This is a genomic window from Peribacillus sp. Hz7 (genome assembly GCF_042136355.1).
Classification (GTDB): Bacteria; Bacillota; Bacilli; order Bacillales; family DSM-1321; genus Peribacillus; species Peribacillus asahii_A.
The window spans coordinates 1-13,123 of sequence record NZ_JBHHJV010000043.1; the positions used below are offsets into that span (position 1 = coordinate 1).

Consider the following 13,123-nt stretch of genomic DNA (forward strand, 5'->3'; position numbering starts at 1 on the left):
TAATGTCTGGTAATGATGGCGAAGAGGTCACACCCGTTCCCATTCCGAACACGGAAGTTAAGCTCTTCAGCGCCGATGGTAGTTGGGGGTTTCCCCCTGTGAGAGTAGGACGTTGCCAGGCAAAAGCGAACAGCCCCAAGTAGTAGGGGCTGTTTTTTTGTCTATGAAAAGGAAAACCCTAGGTCTAGCCTAGGATTCAAAGAGCTTTCAGCGCGGTATTAAAAACTCCTCTAAATACAGAAGATGAGTAATATATAGTAAAGTCATGAAAGGCATTAAAAAAATACTCCACGCACTAAAGTGCGATGTAATCGTCACAAAAATTCTGGTGTACTCAGATAGCATATGGCAACAGTCGGAAGAAACAAGAAGGTAATAGAAGAACGTATACATAATCAGATTCAGGATAATATAGTCGCAGAATGATTAAGTATGACGGAATACATTAATCGATTTACAGGTAGGAGGTAAAGAAAAGGAAACGAAAGCAAAAAGCAAATCTTTTTGAGGTTCGGTCAGTAACAAAGGCTTTCGGCTACAGAGAAAACCATCCGTTAAGGATGATTTTTATTTCTCCCTTCCTTGATCAAGTCATTAAGACATCGTTTTTTCTGACGGTACCTTTAATGCACACATAAAAGCCGTATGTAGCATCGCTACATACGGCTTTATGAATAAGAAAGTAAAAGCGCTTTCTTTTATTTCTAACCTAAATCCCCAAACCAATCGAGAACAAGATAACAGCAAGTACTACTGATACAATCGGTACAATTACCGTCATGGCACCAAATGCAGGGTAGGCGTCTTTATGTGTTTCACCAGCAATGGCCCTAATGGTTGTTACCGTATATCCTCCGTGAGGCAATGAATCTAACGTACCGGATGAGATGGATACCGTTCGATGAAGGGCTTCTGCGTTAACTCCCATATCTAAATAGTGTGGAGCAAGAATAGGGAGCGCAATGGATTGACCACCAGATGAAGAACCTGTTAATCCGGCAATAACCATAACGGCTAAAGCTCCTCCGATTAATGGATAGCCTGGAATGCTCGTCATGAAATCAACTGCGGTGCTAAATGCAGGTGTTATTTTGGCAACTCCTCCAAAACCAACTACCGCAGCAGTATTCCCGATTGCAATCAGTGCACCAGCTGTTCCTTCACCAATTGCATTCCCAAAGTTTCTGAAATATTTTCTGTTTAATAACCATGTGGCAATAATACCGCTTAGTAGGGCAAGAATCAAAGCAGATTGAGCTAACGACTCATGGAAAACGAATGCCACGATAAGAACAGCTAATAAAGGAATTAAACTTAATAATGGATGGGGCAGGTTTGTTCTTATCTCAGTATTATCTGTTTCTCTTTCAATAAAATGTTCACCATTTTTAACAGCTTTTTTAATCATTTTCATGAGCCATATATATCCGAATATAAGCATAAATACAGCTACAATTAAACTAACTTCCCATCCTGCATACGGGCTTGTTTGTAAGTAAGGAATAGGAATCCAGTTTTGAATTTCAGGTGATCCTGCAGAAGTCATAGTAAACGTAGTAGAACCAAAAGCTAATGCTGCTGGTATAAATCTTCTAGGTAAATTCGCTTCTTTAAATAAACTGACTGCCATTGGATATACAGCGAAAGCTACAACGAATAAACTAACGCCTCCGTATGTTAAAACTGCACAGGCAAGCACGACAGCGAGCACAGCGTGTTTCATTCCGATTTTTGAAACAATCCAATGTGATACACTTTCTGCGGCACCGCTATCTTCCATAACTTTACCGAAAATAGCACCTGCTAAGAACATCAAATACCAGGATGTAATGAATCCTGCAAAGCCACTCATGTAACCAGTAATGAAATCTACTTCTCCTTTAGCCGCAAACTGGGGGAATAGCGGCACTCCGTTCAGCACTGCTACGAACAGTGCTGAGATTGGAGCAACGATTAGTAGATTCATGCCTCTCATGACGAGAACGGTTAATAAAATTAAGCCTCCAATTAACCCAAACATACTTATCATATAAGCTACCTACCTTCTGTATATAAAGGACCGGATATTCCTTTATTTTTTCTTTCCGTACTTGCGAACACGTAGTAATGCTTGTTCAGCATGACCAGCGAAGTTTTCTAATTGGCAAAGTCTAGCTGCGTATTCACCAATATAGGCACTTTGTTCTGGTGATGTAACTTTTTGATATGTAACCGTTTTTAAGAATTTACCTACCCAAAGTCCGCCAGTATATCTTGCTGCACCTTTTGTAGGTAACGTATGGTTTGTTCCGATTACTTTATCTCCGTAAGCAACATTCGTTTCAGGTCCTAAGAATAAGCAGCCGTAATTTGTCATATTCTCTAAGAAGAAATCAGGGTTTTTTGTAAGGATTTCAACATGTTCGAATGCTAATCGGTCTGCTTCTTTTAAAGCCTCTTGCTCGTCTTCAACTAAAATGATTTGTCCATAATCTTCCCAAGACACTCTTGCTACATCAGCTGTAGGCAAAATTTGTAATTGTCTTTCAATCTCTTTAACTGTTTCATCAGCAATTTCTTTAGAAGTTGTGATTAATGCACCTGGTGAAGTTGGTCCGTGTTCACCCTGTCCTAGAATATCTGTTGCAATCATTTCCGGATTGCTTGTTTCATCAGCAACAACTAATGTTTCTGTTGGGCCAGCAAATAAGTCGATACCAACGCGCCCGTATAATTGACGTTTTGCTTCAGCAACGAATGCGTTACCAGGTCCAACGATCATATCTACAGGTTCAATTGTTTCTGTACCGATTGCCATTCCAGCCATCGCTTGGATTCCGCCAAGAATATAAATTTCGTCAGCTCCAGCTTTATGCATTGCATAGACTGTTGCAGCTGGAATCTCTCCATTAATCGGTGGAGTGCAGGCGATGACTCTTTTAACACCTGCTACTTTAGCCGTCAGTACACTCATATGTGCGGAAGCAACCATTGGATAACGTCCTCCAGGAATGTAGCAGCCTACACTGTTTACTGGAATATTCTTGTGTCCAAGAATAACACCTGGCATTGTTTCTACTTCAATATCTGTCATAGATTTTCTTTGTTCTTCTGCAAATCTTCTAATATTGTTTTGGGCAAATTCAATATCTTCTACAGTTTGTGCCGGAATAGAAGCACAGATTCCCTCGATTTGCTCTTCCGTTAAACGAAAGCTTTCAGGGCTCCACTTATCGAAGTTTTCCGACAATTCTCTGATAGCTTTATCGCCTTCTTCTTCAATTTGCTTAATAGTAGAACTAACGATTGCAGAAACCTTTGCATCGTCCTTTTGAATATCTTCCGCTACTTTACCTTGTTTTAAATAAGTTGCCATGTTACAATCTCTCCCTTTTTTATAGTATATTGCATACGTATGCAAAACAAAGAAAAAAAGAATTTGCATACGTATGCAAAAAAGTTTAAGTTTTTGCATTCACATGCAAAAACATGATTTATCATCGCTTGTATAGAATCATAAGGTAAACGTTTACAATTGTCAATATATAAAATATTCATACTATTTCGTGGTTTTACGATGAATGAAGTGACCCTTTAGTTTAACTGTTTGATACTGGTCATGATTTGAATCGGACATTAATAAATTAATGGTTTCGTCAACCATTTGCTCTATAGGCTGTACCCAGGTTGATAGGGCATAATTAGGCCAGGATGACATTTTTATATCATCAAATCCGATTACAATCGTCTCATCTGGAACAGAAATATTTTTTTCCTTTAGCGCATCTAACGCACCTAAAGCGGTTATATCATTAGCTCCAAAAATGGCTTCAGGTCTATGTCCAGTTTCCAGCATACTTCTTGTAAGATTAAAGGACTTTTCGTATGTGTAATTTCCTTCTAATATCGTGATATCGATCCCTTTATTTTTAAAAAAGTCTGTAAATCCTTTCTGTCTGTCTTGGCTTGTGGATGTATTAATTCTCCCTGTAATAAAAACAATATCCTTATAACCTTTTTCGTAAATATAGGCAGCAATTTCGTTGGCAGCGCTGATATTGTCACAGCTGACAGAATTACATAATAAATTTTTATCATGTCGATTGAATAATGTGACAGGAATATCATAATCTTGAAGTTTCGCCACGACTTTTGAAGAGAGAAGGGCATCCGTTACAATAACAGCTTCTACGTTGTATTCTAAGAAATGATTAATTTCTTCTTGTTGAATTTCTTCATTTTCCGTATATACAAATAATACAGAATATCCTTGTGCTCTTAGCTTTTTTGTAAATATCCCTAAAACCTCATGATAGAACGGATTCTGGATATCTTTCATTGCTAGGCCAACCATATTTGTTTTTCTTGTAATGAGGCCCCTTGCTAATGCATTAGGTTGATAATCCAGTTCTTCTGCTACTTTCAATACTTTCTTTCTTGTTTTTTCTGAGACGCTTGCTCCTGGTGTAAACACCCGTGATACCGTCGATTGAGATACATTTGCCAATTTAGCAACTTCCATTGCTGATACAACTTTCCTTACCATATATATACCCCTAACTTAATATATTGTTTGTTAATATAGTTGAAAATACTGAACTTTTCAAGTGGGGGATTGCCAATGCAAGTGTACTATTGTCCCTCGAGTCATCATAACTCTATCATTATAGCAAAACACAAATGAATTTAACGTTTTATTTGCAAAAGAGAAGGGACAATAAAAAGAAGCCTTGTCCAGGCTTCTTACGCTGTTTTATCTTAAAATCATTTCGATGTATATAACAGATTTAAGAAATACGTTTTAATTCTTCTGTTAATCGTAGGAATTCTTCTTTGTTTCGATTCTCTAATGATCGATCGATCTCTATTCGAAGTTGCTCTTTTCGGAAATCACAAAGGACTTTGTTTAACACCATTTCAGCAAGTTCAGAGTCCATAATGTTTACCTCATTAATTGTTGGTGTGCTAAGCAAATTCTTTTTCATTGAAAATCAACTCCTTGACCTTTTTTTTATTATAACAATAGTTTTCAGAAAATTCAAATACTTTTATCAGCAGTTTTATGTTATTTATATCCGGTTGATTTATCTTATTTCTTAGGTTGATTAGGAAGGTTATTATAAAATTGATGAAACAAACATGTGAGGTAAGAGTTTAGATTAAATTGGTTTTTATCAATGAAATTAGACAACATTAATTGGCTTTCTCTTGACATCATTTTGCCTCCTTTAACATAACTTCCTTATCTATATCATTACCAAACTATCAATTTTTTATACACCTATAAATAAAAAATCTGCTTTAAACTCAGAGGGAATCATTTCGTACAGGTATTATGGGGAGTAGTTTGATTCAACGAGGGGACTAGGATGAGTGTAATGTTTATTAATATGAAAAAGCATAAAGAAAAATATCATTCTCTTTATGCTTTTTGACAGTATTTACTTTTTAAAGTTTTCTGGATAAAATCCTTTTGCTAAAATTTCAATGGCTTGTGCTGCGCGTATGCCTTCAGATGCTGCTGAAAGTGGTAAAATGACAAAATGTTCATTTTGAACCGCTGGTGTTTCTTTTAAGGCTGGATCCTGTTTTAAAAATTCAATTTTACTTTCTGCACTAGTGTCACCATAATCGATAACGACAATGACTTCTGGATCACGCGCTACTGCATCTTCTTTAGATACAGTTACCCAACCATCTTTTATATCGGAGAAGATATTATGGCCGCCTGCAAGCTTCGTAATCTCATTCATAAAGTTTTGGCCCGCTGTAAAAATTTCTTTTTCACCACTATCGTAAATAAGGACGTTTACTCTCTCATCAACCTCTGGTAAGTTAGCTTGTACTTTCTCTACATCGGCTTTCATTTGGGCTATAAGTTCATCCCCGCGCTCCTCAACACGGAAGATCTTCGCGATATTTTGAATATCTTCAAAAATATCCTCAAGTGTTGGGCTTGTCATATCTGACGATTTATGGAGATATGTATGGATCCCTAATTCCTTCAATTCTTCTTGTGTACCAATTCCTTTTTCAGAGAAACCACTTGTCCATCCTGCATATACAAAATCTGCTTCTGCATCAATAACCTGTTCTTTTGTTGGGTATTCTTTCGCCAACACGGGTACTTGATCATAGTCCTCTTGGAGAGAAGGCAAAATTTTATCATCTAAATAAGCTGTACCAACCATTGAGTCTTCTAAACCTAATGCTAGCATGATTTCTGTCACATGTTGGTTTAAGCTAATGGCGCGTTTAGGTGCTTCTGTGTAAACAGTTGTAATATCATTATTAACAATCGTGACTTCATTTTCTGTATCCTCTTTTACATTACTGCTTTGTTCTGTCGAGCTGCCACACGCAGTTAAAACGATTAGTAGTATAGCAGAAAGACATATGTTCAAAAATTTGTTGTATGTTTTCATCATTTTTCTCCCTTGATTTAGATTATTATAGACGAAGTTTCCTTCGGAGCTGCCTTGAGAAATTGTTCAGATATATAGGTTAGATGCGGCTTGCCCGTAAGTGGATGTTGTTGAACCTCGGCGTATACACCAAATACATCACGCAGTAACTCGGGTGTGAGTACTTCTTCTGGTGTTCCATAACGAACGATACGCCCATGTTGCAATACATAGATTTGGTCGCAATACATGGCAGCTATATTTAAATCATGCAAAGCAGCGATAACAGTCAACTGTAAAGTTTGAATTAAGTCCATCAGCTGTAACTGGTGCTGAATATCTAAATGATTCGTCGGTTCATCCAGAATCAGTATATTCGCTTGCTGAGCGAGGGCGCGGGCCACCATGACACGTTTTTTCTCACCTCCTGAAAGGGAACTAAAGTTGCGTGTTTCCAAATGAGCAATACCTGTTTGGGATAGGGCCTCTTTTACAATTTGAATATCTTTTTGGTGATCGATTTCAAACAACTTTTTATGAGGGGTTCGTCCCATACTGACTAAATCACGCACTTGAAAATCAAAAACGATAGGGGTTTCCTGCCCAACAACGGCTAAACTTTTAGCAATGATTTTACTTGATTGCTTGAAAATATCTTTTTCATTTAATAAGACCGTGCCGCTTTCTGGTTTTAATAGACGGTACAAATTTTTAAGCAGGGTCGATTTTCCGCTGCCATTAGGACCGATTAAGCCCACAAATTGCTGCTCCTTCACTTGAATGCTCACTTCATGCAAGATTTGCTTATCATGAATGGAGTATGATAGATGGTTGGCTTGTAATGTCATATCTTTTAATCTCCTTCCCCGAAAGAATAATTGTTACGGCGCAGTAACCAAATGAAGAATGGTCCTCCACAAATAGCTGTAATAATTCCAATTGGCATTTCTTCTGGAGCAATTAGAATTCGTGCAAGTGCATCTGCCCATACTAAAAAAATACTTCCCAACAATGCGCTAATCGGAATGACGTATTTATAGTTGGAACCAACGATTAAACGTACGATATGCGGAATAATTAAACCGACAAACCCAATCGAACCACTAACAGCGACGAGTACACCTGTTAGTAGAGATACTAATAGAATCAGTTGCATTCGGAACCGCTGCAGGTTAACTCCTAACGTTACTGCGGACTCTTCTCCAAGCAGTAATAAATTTAACTGGCGATAATGGAGCCAAAGCAATATGAATACACATATAAAAGTAATCGTAGGGATGAGTAAATAGCTCCATTTGGCACCTGCTAAGCTCCCCATCATCCAATACATGACGGCTTTAATGCCGCCTTCTCGTGTCGACATCATTAAAATAAAATTTGAAATAGCGGACAGTATAAGGGACACAGCAATTCCTGCTAGTAAAAGTCGAATAATAGAAATTCGTCCGCCGACACGGGACAAGAAAAAAACAAATAATACGGAAATAAAAGCACCTATAAAAGCGGCTGCAGAAAGGGCGTAAATTCCCAAAAATGAAAAGGCGCCTAAAATTAAGACAGCAGTCGCACCAACTGTCGCCCCAGATGAAACTCCTAAAATATATGGGTCCGCAATGGAATTACGCACGAGTGCTTGGATGGCAGCCCCTGCAATGGCCAATCCTGCACCAACAATAGCAGCAAGGAGCACACGTGGTACACGAATTTGCCAAATAATAATTTCTTGTGAGCGACTCCAATCTGTCTCTATCAGATTTTGTAAAAGTGGTATTTTAGAAAGAATAACTTTCCACACATACACCGGTGTAACAGAAACGGATCCAATCATAATGGACAGGGTGATAGAAATACCTAAAATTAGAAGTAGAATGATGGAAAAGAGGATAAATTTTTTGTTAGAGAATGGTGTTTGATTAGTCATGGTTTAGTAACTCCTATTAAAAAATAGTGAGTATGAAGCAATAAAAAAAGGGTACTCTACGCAAAAGATTTGCATAGAAATACCCTAGATTTAACAAAATGATCAACAAAAGACAGAAATATGCCTTGTTTATTGTCCGTAATTGCTTACATCCTCGTGGGCATTACAGGTGAAAACTAAGTGGCAGGTCTCCTGGCTTCGAATCATCGTCACTATGACAGCCTTCCCATTTTAAAACAGTGGCATATCGTCATAGAACTCCTCGTTACAGTTGCGGGACAGCGTCGGACTTACACCGACTTCCCTTTTAAGTGATATCTTCTAAGAGAAATCACACCATTAGTATCTAAAATTTGAAATTAATGAGAATTTTAACATAGATATTTATAGTAGTCTAATATTATTTACATTACGCTGATTTTCAAGTTTATAGAGATAACTCATTAGAAATCACGGATTTTTTAGTCTTTTTTGATGTTTCTTGAACAATAATGACAGCCGCAATCACTAGAAATATCCCGAAGTATTGCCATACATTCAATTTTTCGTGGAAAATTAAAAAACCTACTAGAGATGCAACGACCGGTTCAATTGTAGCGATTATAGATGCTTGGCTTGATTCTATTGTGTTTAATCCTTTTGTATAAAAAATGAAGGGCAGCATAGTTGAGAGAAAGCCAAGACCTATTATGTACAGCCATACTTTTATATCTGAAAATAAAGGAACCACGAGCCACAATCCACTAAAAGGGGTTACTGCAATAGCTGCGAACAAAAACGTATAGGCAGTAACGGTTAAAGAGTTATATTTTCTGAGCGCAAATTTCCCGAATATACTGTATAGGGCATAAAAAAGACCTGAACCAAGTCCGAGAATGAGTCCATATAGTGAGATGGATTCATTCGTATTTGGGAGGATGCCAATAACAAATGAGCAACCGATAAAAGTTATAAGTAAGGCTAAAACTTTTCTTGTCGTTAGTAATTCTTTAAAAATGAATCTTGAAAAAATAGTGACAAAGGCAGGTGCTGTGTAAAGAAGAATGGTCGCAACTGAAATAGATGTTTCTTTAATCGCGCTAAACACACACCAATTAAACAGGACAAAACTAAAAATGCCGGTTCCGATAAAATATTTACTATCAGCTATTTTGATTTTTAAAAGTTGGCGATTCTTAAAAGTGATATAAAGTACTAAAAATAAAGTTGCGGATAAGGCGCGAATTGTAACAACCTGTATCGGCGAAAAGCCCATTTCATAAAGAGAGGTTACAAATAGACCGATAATTCCCCATAACGAGGCCCCTGCACCAATCAATAGCAATGCTAGTTTGTTATCCACTGGGCCTTTTCCTCCTTTCAGTTAGACATACTATATACTAACAAACGTTAGATATATTGGATACAAGGTGAGGGCTTTTGTGTTCAGTTACCTAGAAGAAATTAACATTTATTGAACAGTTGATTCCTTCTAGGGAAAACACTAATCTGACGGGATTATTAATGTAATAAATACCGTAATTCTTCAACCTGTCTTCGGCTAGTATCAATCACTTTTTCAGCGATTTTTTTACTTTCTGGATCTAAATCACCCTTTACAAGTTCCTCGGAATACTGAACGCCGTAGTTATCTAATCCTTCTAAGGCATCCTTAATAATCTTGTTTGTATCATCAGGAAGCATGACTTTATGCATAAAGCTGTGCATGGATCCAGAGACACCTTCATCGTCGGCGGGAACTCCACCTAGATTCTGAATTCGTTCCGCTATTTGTTGAGCACTCAGCTTTACATCCTGCTGCATAGACTGAAATGTTTTCTTTAGCTCCTCATCGTCTACCTTTTGGATATAATGTTCAAACGAACGTATTCCCATATATGTACCTCTTAATAAAGTATTTAATTCTTCGATGATAACCTCTTTTTCCACAAAATCGCCTCCTTTTCCTTTTATTATGCTGCCTATGGGGTGGGCTATTCGTAGCCTGTTTGAGTATTGAGCGTGATTCACTTTCATGGAAATGAAAAAGCGCTGCCCCAAAAGTCATGAAAAATGGCTTTCGGGGCAGCCCCTCCGTTTAGTTGAACGATTATTCTCCTTAGATAATTCCTTTTTTGCTGTCTTTAAAGTGAGTTAAAGGACAAAAACGAGAAATCCGGCTAGGGAAATGACCTTCATTAGGGTTATGAAGGACAAAAATGAGAAATCCGGTCAGGGAAACGTCCTTCATTAGGGTTATGAAGGACGAAATTAAGAAATTCGGTCAGGGAAACGTCCTTCATTAGGGTTATGAAGGACGAAATTAAGAAATTCGGTCAGGGAAACGTCCTTCATTAGGGTTATGAAGGACAAAAGTGAGAAATCCGGTCAGGGAAACGTCCTTCATCAGAGGTATGAAGGACGAAATTAAGAAATTCGGTCAGGGAAACGTCCTTCATCAGAGGTATGAAGGACGAAATTAAGAAATTCGGGCAGGGAAATGTCCTTCATCAGGGTTATGAAGGACAAAAATGAGAAATTCGGGCAGGAAAATGTCCTTCATCAGGGTTATGAAGGACAAAAATGAGAAATTCGGGCAGGAAAATGTCCTTCATTAGGGTTATGAGGGACAAAAGTGAGAAATCTGGCCAGGGAAACGTCCTTCATTAGGGCTATGAAGGACAAAAGTGAGAAATCCGGTCAGGGAAACGTCCTTCATCAGGAACTTGAAGGACAAAATCTAGAAAACAAGAAAAGGAAGGGGTAGTCCTTTGGCTTCTTATTCAGGAACGTTTAAAATAAAGAATAGCAACAATTAAGATTATGAGCCCTATAAATAATAAAGGCATAATACCTGAACTATATACAATGTAAACTTTAATGTTGCGGATAGCATTGACGACAAGGAATATGAGCAAGAAAACACACAAAATAAGGATGAGAGGCATATTTTTACGTCTATGCAAAGCAACCAGCCCCTTTGTAGAAGCTTACTACGGTCCGTTATAAAACCCTATGCTTATCATACCTTGTATTATGTAATTAAAAACATTAAGTTTGATCCGAGTGGATAAGCGGCCGTTTGCATAATTTTTAATAATTACATACTTAAACCATACATAACTAATAAACACGTACATGCTACAGTCTAGAAAATTAATGTACTTAACAATAAAAATAACCGCCTTTATTCTAACTATGTCATTGTCCTTGAAATAAGGAACAGATTTTAGAATAAAAGCGGTTGAAGTTTTGAGTTTTAGTAGAGTATTAGTATGAACCTGCTTTATACTTGTAAAACTCTTTGTTCGTAATGTTTCTTTAAATGTATGACTATCAGTAAGGGGCAAAAGGGCTTCTTTCTTCCACAATAGTGAACTTAGTTCTTTTAAAGTAATTATACAGTGAGGAAAGTCACAATTCAATAAAAATTCTATATTTTTGGTGGAGTATTATTTCTTCAGATTAGCGAAGGGGGAACTTGTGCGCATAGTGACGGGATATATCTTCCTTTCAAATAAAGAAGGCCCAAGAAAACTGGCGCAAGAGTAATTGGAGAATAGTAACAAAATAAATCCGCTTTTTAATTTGAATGACTGATATCATTCAATGTATGTAAAGCAAGCGTATAGAGTAGATATATGCCTAAATATACCCCTGTTAGTAAGAAAAGAGGGTTGAGAAATAAAGCGTGGATATTGGTCATGAATACTGTTTGATCTTCGATGATTTGATGGATGGAGATAGAAGCGATATTCCCAAAAATAAGTGCTGATAAAACCGCTGCTACATGAAAAATAATCCGAAATTTAAACCATTTTCTTTGAAGTATAATCATTAGTGCGGGAGCGATGATACTGCCCAAAATTAAAAAAATCTCCATCTTTATCACCTCATAATCATTCTTCACTATACAAAAGAGAAGTAAACAGCATTTAAATACATTGAGGCTGAAGAGGAAGAACGTGGTTGACGTCGTAATTTGAACTACCCCCACCTACTCATTAGGCTTTCCTGTTCATATTCCTTAAGGTGAGGGCTCGTAAAACTAGAATCGGTCTTGGTTATCTCTATTAGCTGTTATGTCGCGATAAGGCATGATGCTTTTTTCTATCTGTTCATAGTCTGTTGTTCCGAGCTCTTTCAATACATTTGGAATTTCTTCTTCAGGATAGCCGTAATCGCGCAGCAACTGTTTAATCTGTTCCATTCATTAAGTCTCCGTTCACTTGTATTTTTATTTCAGAAATATAAAGGATTTCTCTTATCTTGTTCGTTATAGTAAGGCGACATACAAAAAAAGTTTCATCAGAGTATAGTTTTTCAAAAGGATGTTGACTTCTTTATGTTGAAATAGTAATATTGTAATTCCCGTTAAGGGGTTCTAGCCAAATAAATGATTTTTAAGAAGTTAACGAATAATAAAAGTTGATAAAAAGTACTTTTAAAAAGAGGTTGACTTTTTTATGTTAAAATAGTAACATTGTAATTCCTACTACGAATTCTATAAATAATTTTTTAGTAGGTGTTGAGAAATTAACGAAGATGGAAGTAGATGTTTAAGTTAATTTCTAGTGTGAAAAATATTTTAAAAAAGTTATTGACTAACTTTGAGAAGTTATGTTATGATAACGAATGTCGCTAAGGTGACGTAGTTCTTTGAAAACTAAACAAAACAGAAACGCCAACGTTTATTTTTTAAGTGAGTACACACTATTAAAAAAGTACAACATGAGCAAGTCAAATTCTATCGGAGAGTTTGATCCTGGCTCAGGACGAACGCTGGCGGCGTGCCTAATACATGCAAGTCGAGCGAATCAATGGGAGCTTGCTCCCTGAG

Annotated in this window: 11 protein-coding genes, 2 rRNA genes and 1 riboswitch; of the genes, 2 read left to right on the forward strand and 11 right to left on the reverse strand. The window is 37.1% G+C overall.

Annotation, left to right across the window (positions count from 1 at the left end; genetic code table 11):
* Positions 1-5 precede the first annotated feature (5 nt).
* Positions 6-121, forward strand: a 5S ribosomal RNA gene (rrf, locus tag ACE199_RS23025).
* Between the two features lie 588 nt (positions 122-709).
* Here rrf and ACE199_RS23030 read toward each other — a convergent pair.
* From ACE199_RS23030 to ACE199_RS23080, 11 genes are all read right to left on the reverse strand, one after another.
* Positions 710-2,029, reverse strand: coding sequence for a GntP family permease (locus ACE199_RS23030; protein WP_375351855.1), 1,320 nt, complete (start codon positions 2,027-2,029; stop codon positions 710-712).
* Positions 2,030-2,071: 42 nt separating this feature from the next.
* Positions 2,072-3,355, reverse strand: coding sequence for a histidinol dehydrogenase (gene hisD / locus ACE199_RS23035; protein ID WP_375351857.1), 1,284 nt, complete (start codon positions 3,353-3,355; stop codon positions 2,072-2,074).
* A 183-nt stretch (positions 3,356-3,538) separates the two neighbouring features.
* The gene (locus ACE199_RS23040; protein WP_375351858.1) at positions 3,539-4,525 is read right to left on the reverse strand and encodes a LacI family DNA-binding transcriptional regulator; all 987 of its coding nucleotides are present in this window, start codon (positions 4,523-4,525) and stop codon (positions 3,539-3,541) included.
* A gap of 241 nt (positions 4,526-4,766) precedes the next feature.
* The gene (locus ACE199_RS23045; protein ID WP_252291999.1) at positions 4,767-4,964 is read right to left on the reverse strand and encodes an IDEAL domain-containing protein; all 198 of its coding nucleotides are present in this window, start codon (positions 4,962-4,964) and stop codon (positions 4,767-4,769) included.
* Between the two features lie 456 nt (positions 4,965-5,420).
* A complete protein-coding gene (locus tag ACE199_RS23050) occupies positions 5,421-6,404 on the reverse strand; it encodes an ABC transporter substrate-binding protein (RefSeq protein WP_375351859.1) in 984 nt (327 codons plus the stop codon).
* Positions 6,405-6,421: 17 nt separating this feature from the next.
* On the reverse strand, positions 6,422-7,231 hold the full coding sequence (locus ACE199_RS23055) for a heme ABC transporter ATP-binding protein (RefSeq protein WP_375351860.1): 810 nt from the start codon (positions 7,229-7,231) through the stop codon (positions 6,422-6,424).
* Between the two features lie 5 nt (positions 7,232-7,236).
* On the reverse strand, positions 7,237-8,304 hold the full coding sequence (locus ACE199_RS23060; protein WP_375351861.1) for a FecCD family ABC transporter permease: 1,068 nt from the start codon (positions 8,302-8,304) through the stop codon (positions 7,237-7,239).
* Positions 8,305-8,469: 165 nt separating this feature from the next.
* Positions 8,470-8,660, reverse strand: a riboswitch (cobalamin riboswitch).
* A 71-nt stretch (positions 8,661-8,731) separates the two neighbouring features.
* Positions 8,732-9,646 (reverse strand): DMT family transporter, encoded by a 915-nt coding sequence (locus ACE199_RS23065; RefSeq protein ID WP_375351862.1) that lies wholly within the window; start codon positions 9,644-9,646, stop codon positions 8,732-8,734.
* 158 nt (positions 9,647-9,804) lie between these two features.
* On the reverse strand, positions 9,805-10,233 hold the full coding sequence (locus tag ACE199_RS23070) for a PA2169 family four-helix-bundle protein (protein ID WP_375351863.1): 429 nt from the start codon (positions 10,231-10,233) through the stop codon (positions 9,805-9,807).
* A 1,633-nt stretch (positions 10,234-11,866) separates the two neighbouring features.
* Positions 11,867-12,166 (reverse strand): transposase, encoded by a 300-nt coding sequence (locus ACE199_RS23075; protein WP_375351864.1) that lies wholly within the window; start codon positions 12,164-12,166, stop codon positions 11,867-11,869.
* Between the two features lie 165 nt (positions 12,167-12,331).
* Positions 12,332-12,493: a hypothetical protein gene (locus ACE199_RS23080; RefSeq protein WP_164853315.1), complete on the reverse strand. Its 162-nt coding sequence runs from the start codon at positions 12,491-12,493 to the stop codon at positions 12,332-12,334.
* Positions 12,494-13,030: 537 nt separating this feature from the next.
* On the opposite strand from ACE199_RS23080, the gene ACE199_RS23085 reads away from it, so the two are divergent.
* Positions 13,031-13,123 (forward strand): 16S ribosomal RNA (locus ACE199_RS23085); the annotation flags it as partial.

Coding starts and splice junctions, on each gene's coding strand:
- ACE199_RS23045 (WP_252291999.1), bottom strand. CDS start 4,964: ATGAAAAAGAATTTGCTTAGCACACCAACAATTAATGAGGTAAACATT.
- ACE199_RS23040 (WP_375351858.1), bottom strand. CDS start 4,525: ATGGTAAGGAAAGTTGTATCAGCAATGGAAGTTGCTAAATTGGCAAAT.
- ACE199_RS23060 (WP_375351861.1), bottom strand. CDS start 8,304: ATGACTAATCAAACACCATTCTCTAACAAAAAATTTATCCTCTTTTCC.
- ACE199_RS23080 (WP_164853315.1), bottom strand. CDS start 12,493: ATGGAACAGATTAAACAGTTGCTGCGCGATTACGGCTATCCTGAAGAA.
- ACE199_RS23075 (WP_375351864.1), bottom strand. CDS start 12,166: ATGGAGATTTTTTTAATTTTGGGCAGTATCATCGCTCCCGCACTAATG.
- ACE199_RS23055 (WP_375351860.1), bottom strand. CDS start 7,231: ATGACATTACAAGCCAACCATCTATCATACTCCATTCATGATAAGCAA.
- ACE199_RS23030 (WP_375351855.1), bottom strand. CDS start 2,029: ATGATAAGTATGTTTGGGTTAATTGGAGGCTTAATTTTATTAACCGTT.
- ACE199_RS23050 (WP_375351859.1), bottom strand. CDS start 6,404: ATGAAAACATACAACAAATTTTTGAACATATGTCTTTCTGCTATACTA.
- hisD (WP_375351857.1), bottom strand. CDS start 3,355: ATGGCAACTTATTTAAAACAAGGTAAAGTAGCGGAAGATATTCAAAAG.